9 protein-coding genes are annotated in these 20,110 nt (G+C 71.7%); 7 read left to right on the top strand and 2 right to left on the bottom strand.

All coding sequences use genetic code 11. From position 1 onward, the window contains the following. Positions 1 to 81: 81 nt before the first annotated feature. The gene (locus QP939_RS45205; RefSeq protein ID WP_285452989.1) at positions 82 to 780 is read left to right on the top strand and encodes a class I SAM-dependent methyltransferase; all 699 of its coding nucleotides are present in this window, start codon (positions 82 to 84) and stop codon (positions 778 to 780) included. A gap of 9 nt (positions 781 to 789) precedes the next feature. Here QP939_RS45205 and QP939_RS45200 read toward each other — a convergent pair whose 3' ends face one another. After that, positions 790 to 1,932: a M48 family metalloprotease gene (locus QP939_RS45200; protein WP_285452988.1), complete on the bottom strand. Its 1,143-nt coding sequence runs from the start codon at positions 1,930 to 1,932 to the stop codon at positions 790 to 792. Between the two features lie 239 nt (positions 1,933 to 2,171). Next, on the bottom strand, positions 2,172 to 2,726 hold the full coding sequence (locus QP939_RS45195) for a TetR/AcrR family transcriptional regulator (protein ID WP_285452987.1): 555 nt from the start codon (positions 2,724 to 2,726) through the stop codon (positions 2,172 to 2,174). A gap of 64 nt (positions 2,727 to 2,790) precedes the next feature. Between QP939_RS45195 and QP939_RS45190 the strand changes: the two genes are divergently transcribed. The 6 genes from QP939_RS45190 to QP939_RS45165 all read left to right on the top strand — a co-directional run bounded on the left by QP939_RS45190 (position 2,791) and on the right by QP939_RS45165 (position 19,969). Next, positions 2,791 to 3,669 carry an alpha/beta fold hydrolase gene (locus tag QP939_RS45190; protein WP_285452986.1) on the top strand — a complete coding sequence of 293 codons (879 nt, stop codon included), beginning with the start codon at positions 2,791 to 2,793 and terminating at the stop codon, positions 3,667 to 3,669. Positions 3,670 to 3,747: 78 nt separating this feature from the next. Beyond that, on the top strand, positions 3,748 to 7,374 hold the full coding sequence (locus tag QP939_RS45185; protein ID WP_285452985.1) for a CHAT domain-containing protein: 3,627 nt from the start codon (positions 3,748 to 3,750) through the stop codon (positions 7,372 to 7,374). 33 nt (positions 7,375 to 7,407) lie between these two features. Then, entirely contained in the window at positions 7,408 to 8,166 is a 759-nt protein-coding gene (locus QP939_RS45180; RefSeq protein ID WP_285452984.1) for a hypothetical protein, read from the top strand. A gap of 92 nt (positions 8,167 to 8,258) precedes the next feature. Continuing rightward, a complete protein-coding gene (locus QP939_RS45175) occupies positions 8,259 to 8,645 on the top strand; it encodes a helix-turn-helix domain-containing protein (RefSeq protein WP_285452983.1) in 387 nt (128 codons plus the stop codon). After that, the gene (locus QP939_RS45170; protein ID WP_285452982.1) at positions 8,646 to 8,954 is read left to right on the top strand and encodes a hypothetical protein; all 309 of its coding nucleotides are present in this window, start codon (positions 8,646 to 8,648) and stop codon (positions 8,952 to 8,954) included. 92 nt (positions 8,955 to 9,046) lie between these two features. Next, complete coding sequence (locus tag QP939_RS45165; RefSeq protein ID WP_285452981.1) at positions 9,047 to 19,969, top strand: calcium-binding protein; 10,923 nt, start codon at positions 9,047 to 9,049, stop codon at positions 19,967 to 19,969. Positions 19,970 to 20,110 lie beyond the last annotated feature (141 nt).

Below are 20,110 nucleotides of genomic sequence, written 5' to 3'. Positions count from 1 at the left end.
ACGCTGGGCGGCAATGGGGAAAATGAGGAGACATCGGTGTCCAAAACGGACGAATTTCGCCCCGAGAACAGAATCGGCGCGGTGCTCGTGAGTTCGCGCTCGCTCGACGAGTACCGCCGGATGTTCGCGCTCACCGACGCCGACCTCGCCGGGCGCGTCCTCGACTGCCCCGGCGGCGCGGCCAGCCTGACCGCCGAGGTCACCGCGGCGGGCGGGACCGCGCTGGCGTGCGACCCGGTGTACGAGCACCCGGTCGAGCAGGTGCGGGCGACGGCGCTGGAGAGCCTGGGCCGCGGATACGCCTACCACCAGGCCAACCCGGACGAGTACGTGTGGACGTACTTCCGCGACCCGGACCACTACCTCGAGTCGCGGACCCGGTCGGTGGAGCTGTTCGCCGCCGACCGCGCCGCGCGCCCGGAGAACTACGTCCGGGCCGCGCTGCCCGCGTTGCCGTTCGCGGACCGGCGGTTCGACCTGGTGCTGAGCTCACACCTGTTGTTCAGCTACGCCGACCGGTTCGACCGCGAGTTCCACGTGGCGAGCCTGCGCGAGCTGGCCCGGGTCGGCCGCGAGGTCCGCGTGTTCCCCTTGGTGCCCATGGGGATGACCGAAAACCCGGAACTGGCGCCGGTGCGCGCCGCGCTGGCGGCCGCCGGGCTGCGCACGAGCGTCCGGCCCGTGGACTACGAATTCCAGCGCGGCGGCAACGCGATGATGACGATCACGCGGGAAAGCGGGCCGTCACCCCGGATCGGGGGAGACGGCCCGCTGACCTGAACCCGGGACTCAGCCGTGCGCCGCGGCCAGCGCGGCGGCCGGCTGGTCGGCCGGTGGCATCAGCTTCGGGTACACCTTCTGGAACTTCTCGATCATCTTGGCGGACGGGACGACCCGGTTCGGGTTGTCCTGGCTCGTCGCCTGCTTTTCGCCCCAGGCGCCCGCGGCCTTGCGCTGGTCGGGCGTGCCGTGGCTGTGGTAGCAGTCGCCGATGGACGCGTCCAGGTAGGTGACCTCCTGCTGGGTGCGCGCGTCCCACGCGTAACCCTTGGCGTGCGCGACGAAGTAGCCGCCGTAGGCGTCCGGGCCCATCTCGGAGGACTCGTTGCGCGGGTGGTTGTCGTGCGCGAAGTCGACCTGGTGGCCGTATTCGTGGCCGACGACGGACTCCACCGAGACGTCGTCGAACCCGAGGAGGTTCACCGTGTCGAGCAGGCCGTCCCCGAGCGCCACGCGCTTGCCGCCGAGGCTGTCGGCCGGGGCGGCGAACGCGTTCAGGGTGAGCAGCGGGTTGCGGCCGCCCTGCAGGCCGGGCACTTCGTAGAGCACCTTGGTGGCGAGCGCGGCGGCGTCCTTCACCTTCGACGGCGCGAGGCCGAGGCTGAAGGTCTGCGCCATCTTCGCCTGGCTGCCGAGATCGGTGCCCTTCCAGGCGACGAGCTGGATGTTCCAGCTCTCGATGTCCCAGAATCCGCGCAGTTTCCCGATCGTGTCGGTGGCGCGGGCGGTGTACTGGCCGTCGGTGCCGAAGACCTGCGGGGTCTTGTCGGACGCGACGCCCTGGACGTAGAGCTGGCCGAGCGCCGACAACGCGTCGAGCGCCTGCCCTTCGAGCGGGGTGAGCTGCGACGCGAGCTTGTTCGCGTACGTCAGCAGCGAACCTTCGGTGCACCCGGGGATCGGGCCCTGCGCGGCCCGGCTCCGGGGGCCGATCCGCGGGACCGGCGACTCGATGAGCCGGTCGACGCCGCGCACGGCGTTCGCGGGCAGTCCGTTGTAGAGGTCGGTGACGTCCTGGTAGAGCTGCGCGACGTCCTGTTCGACGGTGGACGGCGCGGCCGCGGCCGCGGGAACGGCCGTGGCGAGCGCGAGTGCCGCCGCGGTGCCCGCCGCCGCGAGCGTGCCGCCGAGGAATCTTTTCCGGCTGGGCAAAGTGGTCCCCTCTCCTGATCCGTTTCAAGATCACCAAGCACCGCCACAGTAGGGCGGTGATCGACGACGAAACCGGCGCCGGAACAAGAACCCCGAGATGGCTCACGACGTTCGAAGGGTTTTCGCCGTGCGGAGATCGGCCGAAAGTACTAGGTGCGAGACTGATCGCGGTCAGGTGTAACTTCCGACCGGATCCGGGTTCCCGCCGGATTCGACCTCCGTCTGATGTGGACTGCCGGCTAGGCCTCCGGGACGAGGGAGCGCACCGCGCGCTCGACGGCCGGGCGCACGTCGAGTGCCGGGTCGATCGTGAGGCGGTGCAGCAGCAGGCCGTCGCCGAGGGCCATCAGCGCCCGGGCCGCCGGGACCGGGTCGGGGATGCCCACCGCCGTGACGATCCGCTCGGTCCAGCGCTCGAACTCCTGCCGCTGGCGCCGCAGCGGGGCCCCGAGTTCGGGGTCGGGCGCCAGCTCGAGGAAGAGCGCGTAGCGCGCTCGGGTGCGCACGGCGAACGGCCCGGTCAGCAGCTCGGCCATCGCGCAGAGGCCGTCGATCAGCTCTTCGGGGCCCGTCACGAGCGGCAGGCCCGCCGGAGCGAAGTCGGCGCGCTCGTGCTCGGCGATCCAGTCGACGACCCCGGCCAGCAACGCCCGGCGGGTGCGGAACCAGTTCGACGTCGAGCCGGCGGGCAGCTCGGCGCGCGCGTCGACGCGGGCGTGGCTGAGCGCCCGCACGCCCTCGGTGCCCAGCAGTTCGACGGCCGCGTCGAGCGCGCGCTCCCTGGTCGTGGGCATGGACTCCCCTCCGGCGCCGGCCTACTATGAACATAGTATCCGCCCGGGGGGCGAAGGAGCCGGCATGTCCACATCCGAACCGCCGTTACCCGAGGCACCCGGTTTCACGCATCTCTTCGTCGAAACGCCGGGCCTGCGCAGCCACGTCGCGACCGTCGGCGATGGCGAGCCGGTCGTGCTGCTGCACGGCTTCCCGCAGCACTGGTGGCAGTGGCACGCGATCGCCCCGGTGCTCGCCGGCAGGGGCTACCGGGTGCTCTGCCCCGACCTGCGCGGCGCCGGGTGGACGACCGCGGACGACCCGCGCATCGAGCGCGAAACCCGGCTCACCGACCTCCTCGGCGTGCTCGACGCGCTCGAGGTCGGGCGCGCGCACTTCGTCGCGCACGACATGGGGGCGATCACCGCCGTCCAGCTCGCCTACGGCCATCCCGAGCGGGTGCGCACGCTGGTGCAGCTCTCGGTGCCGCCGGTGTTCATGTCCTTCAGCCCCAAGCTGATGTCGGGCATGCGGCACATGCCGGGTCTGATCTGGCACCGCCCCGGCCGCTCGCTCGCGGGCCTCTTCTCCGCCGGATACGTCGCCCGGCCGATGCCGGCCGAGACCCTCGCCACCCACCTGGCCCCCTTGGCTCGCCCCGAAATCGACGGCGCGGTGCGACGGCTGTACCGCGGAATGGTGCTCCCGGTGTCGACGCAGTTCGCACGCGGGGTGTTCAGCAAGCAACGGCTGCGCCCGCCGACGCTCGCGGTGTTCGGCCGGAAGGACCACCCGTACGACGAAGGACTCGTCCGCCGCCTCTGCGGCGACTCGGCGAAGTACGCCGAGCGCTTCGAACTCGCGTTCATCGACGACGCGGCGCATTTCATCACCGACGACGCTCCCGACGCGGTCGCCGAGCTCGCGCTCGACTGGTTCGACCGGGCGGAGCCCGCCCGCTGAATTTCCCGGTTCCGGACCGGTCCCGGAAGCGAAACGCTAACCTCGTGCGGGCCGGGTCACGCGCGAGGAGTCTTTTGCATGGTCATACCGGGAATGGACGTCGACGATCCCATCGTGCAGTTGTCCGGCCGGATCACGGCCCGCGTGAACGGTGACGATCCGCGAGCCGCCCTCGACCCCGGTCTGCTCGACGAAGTCGCCGCCCTGCGACGCCTGGTCGCCGGACGAGGAGGCGATCGCCAGGCACGCAAAGTGTTGTCCCTGCTGACCGACTACACCGCGGCCTGCGTGCACTTCGCCCGCCACCGGCAGCTCGGCGCGCGGGACGGCGAACAGGATCTCCGCGCCGCGATCGAGCTTTTCCGGTCCGTCCACGAATACCTGCCCGAATACGTGCCGTGGTCGCTGCGGAGCCTGTTCGGAAAGGGGGCGGAGGTCGTCGACGGCACCATCGTGGAACGGGCGGAAACCCTGGTCCGGGAAGGCACCCGGCTCGTGCGGGAGGCCACCGCCCGGCACGATTCCGAGCTGCTCCACCGCGGTGTCGCCGTGCTGCGGGAGGCTGTCGATGCCACCCCGGCCGGGCACCCGCTGCACGGGCAGCGCCTGACGAGCCTGTGCGCCGGGTTGCTGGCCCAGCAGGAGCTGACCGGCGACGCACAGGCGGCGGCGGACGCCGTGGCCACCGCACGGAAAGCCGTCGCCGTCACGAAGCCGGGCTCGCCCTTCCACGCCGACAGCCTGCACAACCTCGGCCGCGTGCTGCGGGCGCGGGCGATCGTCACCGGGGACCAGGCCGTCGAAGACGAGGCGGCCGAGGCGCTCGACCGGGCGGCCGCCGCGCTGCCCGACGACCACCCGGACCGGGCGGACTGCCTGCGCGAGCTCGGCCTCCTGCTGGTCCTGCGGGCCGAAGCCCGGAACGACGGGGCCGCGATGGCGCGCGCGGTCGACACGCTCCGCCGGGCTGTCGCGGCCGCGGGGGAGGCGCACCCGGGGTACTTCGAGCTGCTCGAGCAGTTCGGGCTCATCCTCGCGCTGGCGCACGACCGCACCGGCGACCGGCGGCACCTGGCCGAGCACGCCGAGGTGTTCCGCCGCGCCGTCGCGCTCATGCCCGCCGCGCACCCGGAGCGTCCGCGGTTCCAAGGCCGGCTGGCCGCCGCCTGCCGCCAGCTGTTCGCGAACACCCGTGACCCGGCCGCCATCGAGGAAGCGGTGTCCGTGTCCCGGGCCGCACTGGCCGAAGCCCGCTCGACGGCGCGCCGCGCGTCGGCCCTCGGTGAGCTGGGGTCGGCCTTGACCGAGCGGTTCTCGGTGACGGGCGACCCCGCCGACCTCGACGCGGCGGTCGATGCCTTGCGCCAGGCCATCTCCGCGGACCCGGCCGAACCGCTGTGGCGGTCGGGACTGGCCTCGGCCCTGCTCGCCCGGCACCTCGCGACCGGCGACGCGGCGTGCCTCGACGAGGCGGTCCGGTCCGCACGGGCGGCGGTGGCGGCCAGCTCGGCCGACGATCCGATGCGCCCGCTGCGGCGGAACCTGCTCGGCCGGGTCCTCTGGCACCGCGGCGATCTCACCGCCGACCGCGAGTCGCTCGCCGAAGCCATCACGACGCTCGGCGCGGCGGCCGAGGAACTGCTCGACGACCGGCCCCTCCAGCTCACCATCCGGACCAACCTCGGGTCCGCCTTCGGAGTCCTGTACCGGCTGACCGAGGCCGCGGACGCGCTTCACCGGGCCGTCGCCGCCTTCCAGTGGGTGGTCGACCACCTGCCCGCCGGCCACGTCAAACGCGGGTTGTACCTGGGAAACCTGGGCAGCGCCCGGTTCCGGATGTACCGGCTCACCGGGGAGCGGGCCGACCGCGACGCGGCGATCGGCATCCTCGCGGAGGCGGTCCGCCTCCGCGAGCTGCCCGACCCGCCGGGGTTCCTCGCGAACCTGGCCACCGCGCTGATGGACCGGTACGACGAGACCGGCTCCGCGGCCGACCTCGACGTCGCCGACCGCTCGGCGCGGCACGCGCTTTCGCTGCTCCCGGACGACCACCCGACGCGATGCGTCGTGCTCACGACGCTGGGGCGCCTGCAGCTGGCCCGCCACGTGCGCGACGACGACCCGGCGGAGCTGACGCGGGCCCTCGCCACGCTGCACACGGCCGCGACGATGCCGACGGCCTCACCCGAGGCCCGGATCCTGGCCGCGCGACTGGGTGGCGACGCGGCCTTGAACGCCGGGAACGCCGAGGCGGCACTCGCCGCGATGACGGTCGCCGTCGAGCAGCTCCCGCTGGTGAGCGGCCGGCAGCTGAGCCGCCCGGACCAGGAGCTCCAGCTGGCCCGCAACCCCGGCGTCGCGTGCGACGCGGCCGCGTGCGCGATCGCCGCCGGACAGCCGGAAAAGGCCGTCGAACTGCTCGAAGCGGGACGCACGATCCTGCACGCCCGGGTCCTGGAAGGACGCGGCGACCTCGCCGACCTGTCCGCTCGCGCGCCGGAGCTCGCGCGCCGCTTCGCCGAGCTGCGCGACGACCCGGCGCTCACGGGCTCGGTGACCGCGGTGGCCCCGGACGGTGCCGAACACCTGGACCGGCGGCACGAACTCGCCCGCGAATGGGCCGGTTTGGTCGCGACGATCCGCGCGGAATACGGTGATGCCGCCCTGTTCCGGTCGCCCCGGTTCGCCGACCTGGTGCCCGCCGCCGCGGACGGCCCGGTCGTCGCGATCAACGTCAGCCGCTACCGGTGCGACGCGCTCGTCCTGACCGCGTCGGGGGTCCGCGCGGTCGCGCTGCCCGGGCTCGAGCTCACGGACCTGGTCGAGCGGGCGGGCGAGTTCCTGCAGGCGCTCGACGTCGCGTGCGGCGGCGCGAAGACCGCCGCCGAACTCGACGCCGCCGAGCAGACCGTCGCCGCGACGATCGACTGGCTGCGGAGCACGATCACCCTGCCGGTCATGGCGACGCTCGACACCCCGGTCCCGCGGATCTGGTGGTCACCGACGTCGGTGCTGTCCTTCCTGCCGGTGCACGCCGCCGTCGCCGACCCGACGGTGTCCTCGTACACCCCGACCGTCGGCGCGCTCCTGCGGGCTCGTGGCCGCGGTCGGCCGGAGACGCCCGGCCGGGGGATGGTCGTGGCCATGCCGCACACGCCGGGCCACGCCCGGCTGCCCGGCGTCACCCGCGAATGCGACCTGCTGACCGAACTGTTCCCGGAGACCGTCGTGCTGCGCGGTCCGGACGCGACCCGCGCCGCCGTCCTGCGCGAGCTCCCGGAGCACGGGTGGGTGCACTTCGCGTGCCACGGCCGCAACGACGTCGTCCAGCCCTCGGATAGCAACGTCCGGCTCTGGGACGGCCCCCTGTCGGTCCGGGACCTCGCCGAGCTGGACACCGACTGCGGCGTCCTGGCCGTGCTGACCGCCTGCGAAACCGCGCAGGGCAGCACGCTGCTCGCCGACGAGGTCCTCCACGTCGGTGGCGCGTTCCACCTGGCCGGGTACGTTCACGTGATCGCCACGCTCTGGTCGGCGCACGACACCGCGTCAGCCGAGCTGACCGAAGCGTTTTACCGTGAGCTGGGCGGTGCCGGGGATGCCACCGGCAGCGCGCGGGCCCTGCACGCCGCCGTCCGGGAACTGCGCGAGCGGTACCCGGACCGGCCGTCGCGCTGGGCCCCGTACCTCCACGTCGGCCCCTGAGCCCCGATCGATCCGCACCGAGGAAGGCCTGCCGTGGCAGCGATGTTCGAGCAGTACACCCGCGAAATGCGCGCGCAGTTCGACTACCTGTCGGCCTGGCCGCCCCACACCCACCTGGAGCTCGGCGACGTCGGGATCCTCCGCCGCGACAAGTTCGAGCGGCAGACCACGCTGACCGAGCTCGGCATCCCCTTCAAGGTCCGGCAGCGCAGCCGCGACATCGACCTCGACTACTGCTCGGCGGGCAACGTCAGCATCACGGTCTCGGGTTCCGCCGACGCCGTGGCGGCCGGGCCCCTGCGCATCGCGGTCTCCTTCGCCCGGGAGCACGGCGTCGTCTTCCAGGCGAAAGCCTGTCACAGCACGGAAATCGCCGACCGCTACACCCTCGGCCGCACCGTGCTCGCGCTCGCCGAAGCCGGGCGCTGGCCCCGGGACCACGTGGTGATCACCGAACTGCTCGGCACCGGACCGGCCGTGGTGCTGGTCTCCAGCAACCACGACGCCCGGATCGAACTGGCCGCGACCGTCCCGGCGCCGCTCGACGCCCTGCCGCTCGCTTCGGCGTCCGCGGCACTCGATGTCGTCAGCTCACGCGGGATCGGCGTCAAGTTCATCGCCCCGGACGGCCTCACCCCGCTGTTCCGGGCTTCCGGCGTACGGCGGCGGTTCTTCGGCGAGGACCGCTTCGAACACCGCGGTGAGGACAACGGCAACGGTGCGCCGCTCGCCGGCGACCTCCCCGGCGCGCCCGCCGAATTCGTCGAGTTCGACTACGAAGACCTCGCCTGAGTCCCCCGGGTGGCTGGCTCCCCGTAACGTCCTCGTGGCGTCGTGCGACTGTCACCGCGGCGGGGCCATCCGGCCCAATACGGGAGGCGCGGATGCTCACGGACGGCTCTGACCTGCGCTTGACCGAAACCGACGCCGAGGGGGACGCGGGCCGGGCGAGAGGGCGGAGTGTGCTCGCCGGGGCCTTCGCGCTGCTGGAAGTGCTCGCCGACGCCGAAGCCGAGCTCGGCCTCACCGAGGTCGCGCGGCGGGCCGGGCTGCCCAAGTCGACCTCGCACCGGTTGCTCGAACAGCTCTGCGGGATGGGCGCGGTGGAACACCGGATCCGGGGCTACGGTGTCGGGCCGATGTTCGGCCGCCTGTGCGAAGGCCGCGGCCGGACCCACGCCTGGATCCGGGCCGCCGTCGGGCGGCCCGCGGTGCGGCTGGCCAAGCTGACGCGGACCGACGTCGTCGTCGGGGTGCTTTCCGGCTCCTAAGTGCTCGTGGTCGCCACCTTCGCCGGGCACTCGGCGCGGCTTCCCGTGATCCGGCCCGGTACCGTCCTGCCTTCGCCGACCCCGCTCGCCGACGTCCTGCTCACCGGCGCGGACGTCGGTGCCCGGTCCGAACAGGTCGCCGGGCGCAGCTGTGCCGCGGCCCCCGTCCACGCCCCCGACGGCCGGGTCGTCGCCGCGCTCGGGGTGCTGAGCTCGTGCCCGGGTGAGCTGGCGCGGCTGCGGCAGCTGGTCGGGATCGCCGCGGCCGAAGCCGCGCGTGAGCTGACCGGCTTTCCGCGGGTCCGCTGAGCGGACCCGGGCCTTCCCGGAGATCCGTCCCGTTTGTCAATCTCGCCCGGCGGCGCCCGGCTTCCGTGCGCCCGCGGACGTGGAGGGTGACCATGGGCTCGAGAAGGTGGCTCGGACTGACCACGGTGTTCGCGCTGGCGTTCGGCGGCAGCGTCGTCACCGCCGCGCCGGCGCACGCCGCGAGTCCCGGCGTCGGCACGCTGGTGAACGCGCTCGCCGCCCCGGCGAACAGCTTCGCCGCGTGGTCGAAGGGCCTGGGCACCCTCGGGCAGCTCGCCAAGCCGCTGCCCGCCGTCCAGACCAGCCCGGGTGCCGCGCTGGGGTTCGACACCCTGGCGCAAGACGCCTTCCACACCGGTGACAAGAAGTTCGCCGACGCCGTCGGCGACGCCGATCTCGACATCGACCAGCCGATCACCCTGTCCGGAGATCGCACCGGGACGCTGAAGACGACGCTGAGCACCGTCGGCGAGGACAAGAAGCTCGACCTGACCCTGACGGTCTCCCGGGTGCTGAACGACCAGGCGCTGAGCGTCCCGATCCCGATCGGCGACGGCACCAACGCCCCGCAGTCGGCGTTCTCGTCCACCGGCGGCGTGCGGCTCACCGTCGCCGCCACGCTGAAGTTGACCGTGGTCTGGGACAAGGCCCATGACAAGGCGTACTTCGTCAACGACGGGACGACCCCGGCCCTGACGGTCGACGCCGAAGCGAACATCGCCGACGCCAAGGCCGTCAAAGCCGCGGTCGGCATCCTCGGGGTCAAGCTCGTCGAGGCCGACTCCTCGCTCAGCCTCAAGGCGCACTTCGCCGCCACCGTCAACGATCCCGACAACGACGGCAGGCTGGCCTTCACCAACTTCGACGGCACTGCGGGAGAACTCGCCCAGAACGGTTCCCTGGCCGGCCTCGTCAGCTTCGGCTTCGCGAGCCCGGCCGGATCCCTGACCGGTTCGCTGCACCTCGCCGCGGCCCCCGCCAGCTCGTTCTCCCTCGACCTGCCCGCGGTGGACGCCAAGATCGGCCTCAACTGGCCGGACATCGCCACCGGCACCCCGCAGATCACGCCGGAGGGCATCGGCACGGTCGGCCCGTTCCTCAACATGACCCCGCGCGACCTGGCCACCGGCCTGGCACAGCTGGCCACGACGCTGACGTCGATCCAGCGCGCGAAGTGGGGCGACGCGGCCAACCCGATCGGCAACCTCGACCTGCCGTTCCTCAAGGGCTCGCTGGCCGACGCGATCCAGCTCAACGAGTCGATCAAGAAGTTCCTGACGGACAACACCAAGACCGCGGCGGACCCGGCGCAGGCGGGCGAGCCGAAGTTCGTGTCCCTGCAGGAAATGCTCGACAAGCTCAACACCGCGGCGAACCTGCCGGGTGACTCGAAGATCGGCATCTCCGACGTCCACTTCCCGCCCGGCACGACCAAGCTGGACTTCAAGATCACGTTGTCCCGCCAGGCCCCCGCGACGGCGATCGACCTCAACGCGGCCGCCGCGGCGTCGTCCGGCCCGGCGGGTAGCCCGGCGAAGACGACCTACACGCAGACCACCCTCAAGGACGAGAACCAGAAGTGGAAGCCGGGGGAGTTCGCCGGGCGGCACGTCGTCGCCGGCGCGGCCGGGGCGACGGTCGAGAACAACGACGAGCACACGCTCTTCCTCCAGGCGCCCGGCTGGACGCCGGTGATCCCGGTGGCCAACGCGCCGTACACGATTTCCGGGATGCAGGGCGACGTCGGCGTCGTCCAGCTCGGCAACGACCTGAAGAGCGGCGGGCGCGGTGTCGGTGAGGCCAACGCGGTCAACGCCACCGCGAAGGTGAAGCCCAGCTACGCCGCCGCCGTCACGCTCGTGCTCGACCTGCAGAACCCGACCGTGCACAACCCGCCGATCGAGCAGAAGAACCCGGACGGCAGCACGACGCTCGTCGGCGCGACGCCGACCGGGCCGGACCGGGTGCTGCTGCGCACGTCCGGCAGCCCCTCGCTGTTCACCGCGGACTTCCCGATGGACGCGGGCATCGACCTGTTCGCCAACGCCGGCTTCCTGCAGGTCGAGCTGAAGGGCGCGGCGCACGTCTGCCACCCGGCCGCGGGCGCCGACTGCGCCGGGACCCCCGCCGCCGACGACCACATGCTCCAGGTCACCCTCAAGGACCAGGGCGACCTGACCTTCGGTGGCGTCGTCGACAAGCTGCTGCACGACCCCGGTTCGCTGCTCGACTTCCAGGTGCACGTCCGCGGCGCGGGCGGCGTCGACGCGAGCGCGCCGGGCACCGGTGACTTCCTCAAGGGCGCCACCGCGCACGCCGGGTTCACCTGGAACGACCTCACCAAGCTGTCCGGGTCCGAGGGCCCGCAGTTCAGCACGAGCGACCTTTCCGAGCTGGCGAACTTCGACTTCGACCCGGCCAATCCGAAGGCGCTGTTCTCGATCATCCTCAAGACGCTGCAGACGCTGAACGCGTCGATCAGCGACGCCTCCCCGGCCGGGGCCGCGGTGTTCGGCACGAAGATCCCGCTGGTCGGCCGTTCGCTGCGGGACCTGCTGCGGGCCGACGAATCCGGTTCCGGCCCGACGGTGACCTACGGGCCGAACTTCGTGAAGGACGCCGCGCGCAGCGTCGAGAAGGGCAACGCGTTCCCGCCGACGCTCGTCGGGCGCACCGTCGTCGCCGGGACCCAGGTGGGCATCGTCGGCAGCGTCAGCGCGGACACCCTCACCCTGGCCGCGCCGTGGGCCAGTCAGCCCTCGCCCTCGACGGCCTACGTGATCCGGTCCGAACTGGACGACGTCATCTCGATGCTGGAGGCGGCGCCGTCGGACAACCTGCAGCGGCTCGTCCAGACGGTCAACGACCGGTTCAAGGGCAGCGTGCCGGTGCAGTTCGAGTACGCCGACCTCGCCGGGACGCCGTCACTGATCATCCGGCTCGACTGGAAGCGCGCGTACCACACCAGCACGCCGGTGCAGTTCGACTTCAGCCTGCCCGCGGGCAACCAGCGCGTCGCCGGGGTGCAGGGCGACGGCTCCGTGTCGCTCGGCATCGGCGGCGAGGTCAAGATGGGCCTGGTCGTGCCGCTGGCACCCGGGCCCGGCCCGGCCGACGCGAACGCGCTGCGCATCCTGGACGACTCGTCGATCGGCGTGAAGCTCGACGCCGCCGTCGAGAACGCCACCATCGCCACCACCCTCGGCCCGCTGACCGTCTCGCTCGGCAACCCGAAGTCGCCCGACAAGGCGACAGCGAAGGCGTCCTACTCGCTCGACCTGGCGAAGAGCGGCGGCACCGGCGCGCCGGTCACGTTCTCCGAATTCGTGGGCGCGGTCGGCCCGTCGGTCAACGCCGCGAGCACGGCAGTGAACTGCGGGCTCGACGGCAGCACACCACTGGCCCTGTGCGCCAAATTGCCGCTGTACATCAGCGAAGACGGCGGCGCGACCTACACCAAGGTGATCACCGACGAGACCAAGGCGAACGACTTCGCGTTGCGCCTGCCCAAGTCGACGACACCCGATGATTACTTCAACCTGGCCGGCGCGGCCATCGACGGCCACCCGCGGCTGGAGACCCCGGATCCGACGCTGCTGGGCCAGGAACTGGGCAAGCGGCTGATCGACTTCGGCAGGCTCGACGGTCTCGACAGCTACCTCAACCTGGCGGAGCAGGCACTCAACACCGCCAGCTTCGGCGGCAAGCTGCCGCTGCTCGGCGACGACCTCCAGCAGGGCGCGGACTTCATCGGCAAGCTGCGCACGGCGATCCACACCGCGCTGGACCAGCTGCCCGCGGACGGCCACTTCACCGACATGGCCGCGGTCCGCGGCTGGGTGAACGACCAGCTCGGTGGGAAGCTCGCCGCCGCGGGCCTCAACCCGGACACCGTCACCGTCGACACGTTGTGCAAGACGCGGCTGGGCACGGTCGGCGTTCCGACGGTCAAGCTGCACGACGGCGCCACGGCGGCGGACAAGACCTACCGGTACGTCGTCGCCTCCTACGCGACGATCAACGGGGAGAAGAAGCAGGCCAAGGCGAGCGACCCGGGCTCGATCACGAACGGCCCGGCGGCACTGTCCACAACGGACTCTCTGGACATCTCGTGGGAGCCGGTCGACAGCGCTTCGGGGTACATGGTGTTCCGTGAGGAAGTCGGCGTCTTCAAGCTCATCGCGGACGTCACCGACACCAAGACCACCGACACCGGTGCTGCCGCGATCGGCGGGGCGCCGGAGAACCCGGCCGACAACCCGCAGCCGCACGATTGCGCGTATAACGACCTAGACGCCGTGACCATCAGCCTCAACGTCAGCCAGGGCGACTTCAGCGGCGACCTGCTCAACTGCACCGGACTGCCCGCGGGCCACGAGTGCCTCAAGAAGTCCGTGCCCCTGGACCTGGGCATCCCCGGGTTCTCGCTCAAGGCCGACGGCGGCGCGGGCCCCGAGGTCCAGCTCGGCTGGCGGCTGCACCTGGCCATGGGCATCAGCCGCAGCGAAGGGTTCTTCGTCAGCACCAAGGACTCCGCGCAGCCGGAGTTCGCGGTCGGGCTGAACGTCACCCTGCCGCAGAAGATCAACGCGCAGCTCGCGTTCATCAACATCACCGCGGAGAACTGCACCAAGGACTTCAGTGCCGACGACTGCAACGCCGCGGCCGCGCCCCCGGCCAACGCCGTCCTGCCGCTGTTCGGCGGCGCGTTCAAGATCGACCTGATCGCGCCGGACGACCCGACCAACGGCCGGCTGCACCTGACCGACCTGCAGAACGCCGGGCTGGACCGGCTCGCCGACGTCAAGCTGCACGCGAGCGCGGACATCAACTGGCTGCTCAAGGCGCGGCCGGGCGACGACGCCGGGTTCCCGGGCATCCAGGCGAACTTCCGCCTGCACTGGGCGTGGAACAACGCCAAGCCGGGCACCAACAGCGCCGACGGTGGCAACAGCCCGCTGACGCTGGCCTTCGACAAGGTCGCCATCGACAGCGGCGAGATCTTCGGGAAGATTCTCAGCCCGATCGTGAACAAGATCAAGCAGGTGACCGGCCCGCTCGACCCGGTGATCAAGACGCTGTACGCGCCGATCCCGGTGCTGTCGGACCTGTCCCACCTGGCCGGCGGCGGCGACGTCACGCTCGTCTCCCTCGGCAAGGCGTTCACCACGATCGCCGGTGGCCCGGACCTGAAGTTCGTCGACACGATCGCCGGGGTCGTCAACTTCATCAACAACTTCCCGACGTGCACGACGAAGTGCCTGATCCCGCTCGGCTCGTTCGAGCTCGGCGGGCAGAAGGCCCTCGACACCACGGCGACACCGGACAACACGGAAAGCCTGATCAGCGGCAAGAAGGACGCCGGTGGCGGCACGACGTTCGCGCCGCTGCTCGACACGATCAACGGCAAGAACTCCAACACGAAGTCGGTCAACCCGATGACCACCCAGGCGTCGGCGGCCGGGTTCAGCTTCCCGGTGTTCGAGAAGCCGGCGTCCCTGTTCAACGTGCTGCTCGGCGGCGACGTCGACCTGGTCAAGTTCGACTCCGGGCCGCTGCGCCTCGGCTTCGACTGGCGCCAGCAGTTTGGGCCGGTGTACGCGCCGCCGCCGGTGGTGATCACCCTGCACGGCTCGGCGACGGTGTCGCTGCGGATCGTCGCCGGGTTCGACACCTACGGCATCCGCAAGGCGTTCGAGGCGGCCCGCGCGGGCAATCTCGACTTCGGCAAGGTGGGCAACGCCTTCCTGCAGAGCTTGTTCTTCTACACCACGGAAAACGGCAAGCCGATCCCGGTCGTGTCCTTCACGGGCGAGATCGCGGCCGGCGCCGCGGTCACGGCGGTGATCATCACGGTCGGCATCGAAGGCGGGCTCGGGCTCACCGTGTCCTTCCTGTGGAACGACCCCAACCACGACGGGAAGTTCCGGATAACGGAGTTCCTGCAAACCGCGTTGAACAACCCGATATGTCTGTTCACCGTGTCCGGGCGGCTCTACGTCTTCCTCAAGCTGTACGTGACGGTCGGGTTCGGCCCGTTCTCGGTGTCGTTCAGCTTCACGATCGTCGACGTCACGCTGCTCGACTTCACCGCGACCCCGAACTGCACACCACCACCGCCGAAGCTCGGCGGGCTGAGCGGGGACGGCAAGACGTTGGTCGTGTACGCGGCCGCGCTCGGCCACACCACGCAGCGCGGCGGCGGCGCGGGTGACCCCTACGAGTCGGACAAGCAGGAGAAGGAGACCGTCAAGATCACCTCGCTGCACGACTACGCCAACGCGGCGAACCCGGCGTTCACCGGCGTGGCCGTGGACATGCTCGGCATCCGGCGCGAGTTCCGGAACGCGAACATCGAACGGGTCGTCGTGGACGGCCGCGGCTACACCAAGCCGATGAGCGTGACGTTCATCGGGGACGCCAAGGCCGACACCGCGAAGGACGGCCCACCGCCGCCCACCGCGCAGTTCGACCGCGACGCGATCGTGTTCGGCGGCACGCAGAACGACCAGATCAAGACCGGCATCGGCAACTCCTGGATCGACGGCGGTGGCGGTGACGACGTCATCGTCACCGGCGACCGGACCGTGCTCGCCGCGAACAAGACGAGCTACGTCCGCGACGATGCGAAAGCCCGCGTCGCGGGTGGCCCCGGCGTCGACAGCATCACCGTCGGCAACGGCGTGGACGTCGTCGCGGGCGACTCGAGCCTCGGCGCGCCGCCCCCGCTGACGTCGATCGGGCTCAAGGAGCTGCCGAACGACGGCCGCGACGGCGGCGACCCGATCGCCGACGGCAGCGGCGGCCCGACCGTCTCCGTGCCGAACTGGGCCTCGCTGCCCGATCCGGCGGGCGGCACCGGGACCGGCGACGCCGGTGACACGATCAAGCTCGGCCTCGCGAAGTCCACGGCGTACGGCAACGGCGGCGACGACACCCTGAGCGTCGCGGCCGACGACCCCCTCAAGGACGTGCCCACGTATCCGCAGGCGCTGTTCGTCTCGCAAGGGGCGACGCTCGTCGGCGGCGACGGCAGCGACCGGTTCGCCGGCGGCACCGGGGCCGACCAGATCTACCCGGCGGGCCAGGTCGATCCCGGCATCGACGGCTACGGCTCCGACGACGCCAACACCACCGGCGGACCCGCGGGCGGGCCGATCAACACCATCGACACCGGCAGCGGCAACGACACGGTGTACGGCGGCAAGGGCCAGGACCGCGTCACCGGCCACTCCACCAAGGACCAGCACGACGACTTCCGCGGTGGCGGCGGCAACGACATCCTGTTCGGCGGGTACGGGCCCGACACGCTCTACGGCGGGCCGGACGACGACTACGTCATCGCCGAACCGTCCACCTTGGACTTCCCGAACCCGGGGAAGACCGACGGCTTCGGGCCGTTCTACGTCGTCACGCACACCCCGCTGCCGACGGGGATCACCCCGTCCCACAAGACGCTGGTCGGCGGCCTCGGCTTCGACCACGTCATCGGCGGCGACGGCGGCGCGGACGTCTACGGCGACAAGCAGACGACCCCGTGCAAGGCGGGGACGCCGATCCCGTCGACCCCGGTAGACGAGTCGGTCGATGACCCGCTCGACGGCAACGACCGGATCATCGGCGGCGCCGGCGTGGAGAACGTGCGCGCGGGCGGCGGTGACGACAACGTCGATGCCGAAGCGGGCGATGACCTGGTGTGCGGCGAGAAGGGCAAGGACGCCCTGCACGGTGGCCGCGACGCGGACCAGGTCTGGGGCGGCTCGGACGACGACGCCGTCTACGGCGATTCCGGCGCCGACACGCTGTACGGCAACGGCGGCGTCGACACGATGTTCGGCGGCGACGACCCCGACACCATCGAAGGCAACGACGGGAAGGACTGGGTCTCGGGTGGCCTGGCCGGCGACACGATCGTCGGCGGCACCCGGGCGGCCGGGCAGGCCGACGACGGCGACCAGCTGTTCGGCGACAGCGGCCCGGACACGATCATCGGCGACAACGGTGATCCGCTGGCGGCCGGCGGCCCGGTGTTCGACCTGGCCAGCACCGACCCGGCGCTGGGCGGCGACGACACGATCTCCGGCGGGTTCGACAACGACGCGCTGTTCGGCGGGCTGGAGAACGACACGGTCTTCGGCGGGAAGGACCCCGACCGCATCGAAGGCAACCCGGGCGCCGACAAGCTGAACGGCGAGGCCGATGCCGACGACATCATCGGCGGCAGCCACCAGACGCCGGGCAACCCGGCGGTCAAGAACGCGACCGGCTACCCGGACGCCGGCGACACGATCTCCGGCGGCGGCAGCGACGACGTGATCGCCGGCGACAACGCCACGATCACCGGCACCGGCGGTGGCGACACCGGCGACCCGGTGACGCGGGGCCGCGGGCTGTCGGCCGGACGGCACGTGGTGCTGTTCGACCTCGGCTACACCCCGGCGGCGGGCACCTCCGGCGGCGACTCGATCTACGGCGGCGAAGCCACGGACGTCATCTACGCCCAGGGCGGCGCGGACACCGTGCACGGCGACGCCGGGGACGACTACGCCGAAGGTGACCAGGACGCGGACAAGCTGTTCGGCGAGTCCGGGCAGGACGACCTGGTCGGCGGCTCCTCGTACGTCGAATCGGGCACGGGCCAGGGCACCGCGGGTCAGCTCGACGCCGGGGACACCATTTCCGGTGGCGACGACGCCGACCTGATCACCGGTGACAACGCGCTGCTCACGCGGGACGCGGGCATCCCGAAGAGCCCGATCACGCAGGGGCGCTTCGACACCGACGTTCCCGCGTCGGCCCCGATGGTCCAGCGCAGCATCCAGCTGTACGACCTCGGCGACGGACCGGTGCCGAACACCTCAGGCGGCGACGACATCACCGGGGACAACGGCTGCGACGCGATCCTCGGCCAGTCCGGCAACGACCGGATCAAGGGCAACGCCGACGGCGACTACGCCGAAGGCGGGCCCGGCCGGGACTGGCTCGAGGGCAACGGCGGCGACGACGACCTCGTCGGCGGCAGCTCGGTCATCTTCGGGACCGACACGGCGTTGACCACCCAGGGCCAGCCGGACACCGGTGACGCCGTGTTCGGTGGCGCGGGTGACGACGTGGTGCTCGGCGACAACGCGATCACCGACCGGATCGCGCCGCCGTCGCCGTACCTGCTCCGCGTGGGCAGCAACGGGACGTTCGAGACACAGCGTTCGCTGCGGCTGCTCGACCTCTCGTGGAGCAACGGGTTCCTCGGCGCGCCCACGCGTCCGGTGGCGGGCGGCGACCAGCTGTCCGGTGGCGGCGGCGTCGACGTGATCTTCGGCCAGGACGGCGACGACCAGATCTCCGGCGGCGCGAACGACGACTACGCCGAGGGCAACGGCGGGCACGACACGGTGTTCGGCGACCGCACGCTGGCCGAAGCCGGGATCGCGATCGCGCCGGCCACCCCGGCGTGGCCGGGCACGGCGTCGGACGACCTCGGTGACGTCTCCGCGCCGAACGGGCAGGACGACCTGCTCGGCGGCAGTTCGCTGGCGGTCTTCCGCGACACGGCCGACGACGTGCACGGCGACGGCGCCGCCGACTTCATCCTCGGCGACGGCGGCACCGCGGTGCGGGACATCGTGGACCAGACGGGAAAGCCGGTGGCGCTCGGCGACGACCTGTCGAAGGTCTCCCTGCCGCTGACCAACCGGATCTACGCCAAGCGCTACCCGGCGACCCCGCCGGCCGGGGCGGCGTTCGTCCGCCACGGCGCGGGTGGGGCTCCGACCCGCTTCTGCACCACCACGCAGGCCACCTGTGAGGCGCCCGGCGCCTGGGGTGCGGACAACCTGTGGGGCGACGCGGGCGAGGACACGCTGTACGGCCAGGACGGGAACGACCTGATGTACGGCGACACCGGCACGGCGACGGCTCCGGGTGACGGCGCCGACGACATGTACGGCGAGCTGGGTGACGACCGGATGTGGGGCACCGGCGGCGACGACGCCATGGTCGGCGACCGCGGCGGCATCGTCGACGTGTACCAGGACGGTTCGAACAAGTTCGTGATCGACAACAGCCAGGTGCCCCAGATCCACTACGAGGGATTCCTGGCCGGCTCGGTCACCCGGCAGGTCGACCTGCAGCACGACGTCAACGGCGACGCGTTCGCCGCACCCGGCACCGCTCCGGCGATGCCGCACCGCGGCGACCTCGAAGGCGGCACCGACCGCATCCGCGGCGGCGACGACCACGACTCGATCCACGGCGGCTACGGCGACGACCTGGCCAACGGCGATTCGGGCGGGGACAACGTCTTCGGCGACGACGGCGCGGACGTGCTGTGGGGCGGCAAGGGCGGCACCGACGCGGCCAACCCGAACGACCGCGGCGTCAACGACTCGCTCGTCGACTACGTGCTCGGCGGCAAGGGCGCGACGACCGGCCCGTCGGTCGACCCGGTGACGGGAGCGCTGGGTTCGGACATCATCGACTGGCGCCCGCGCGGAACGTACGGCACACCGGGATCGTCGACGTGCTCGGCGAACCCGTGGCCGCAGACGTTCGGCAACGGCAAGAACGCGGTCACGGTGGACCCGTGCACGTGGTTCGAGATGACCAACCTCGACAACGCCGACGTCGCGGACAACCAGCACCACCAGGGCATCGACTGGATCTACGGCGGCTGGGACCGTGACGTGCTGCAGGCCGACGTGGCCGACAACGGCCCCAACCAGGGCGACCGCCTGCTGGACTGGGGCGGGGCGTACAACCTGTACACCCACTGCAATGCGGCGTACGGCGGGTACAACGACGTTCGGCAGTGGAGCCCGACGCAGCAGGACTTCCTGCAGCGGTGGGCGCACTCCCTGGGCGCGGGCCAGGCCCCGGCCGACGTGACGACGACGGGCACGTCGGCGTACGACGAGCTGGCGCTGGTGTACCAGGCGGACCTGCAGGACCACGGGGCCGGACCGGCGTTCCCGACCACGCCGGGCCACTTCGACAACCCGAACGCCTGCGCACCCTGAGAGGAGAGCGATGACGAGCGGGCGCCCGGATTCCGGGCGCCCGCTCGCTATGCGGATTCCCAGGCGCTGTACTTCCACGGCTCGATCGGCACCTTTGACACGCGGAAGGAGACGATCGGGTTGGCCGGCGCGGTGAGCAGC

Source organism: Amycolatopsis nalaikhensis (genome assembly GCF_030264295.1).
In the GTDB taxonomy this organism is placed as follows: domain Bacteria; phylum Actinomycetota; class Actinomycetes; order Mycobacteriales; family Pseudonocardiaceae; genus Amycolatopsis; species Amycolatopsis nalaikhensis.
Note: the sequence above shows the minus strand (reverse complement) of the source record. Positions and strands in the feature narration are given on the sequence as shown.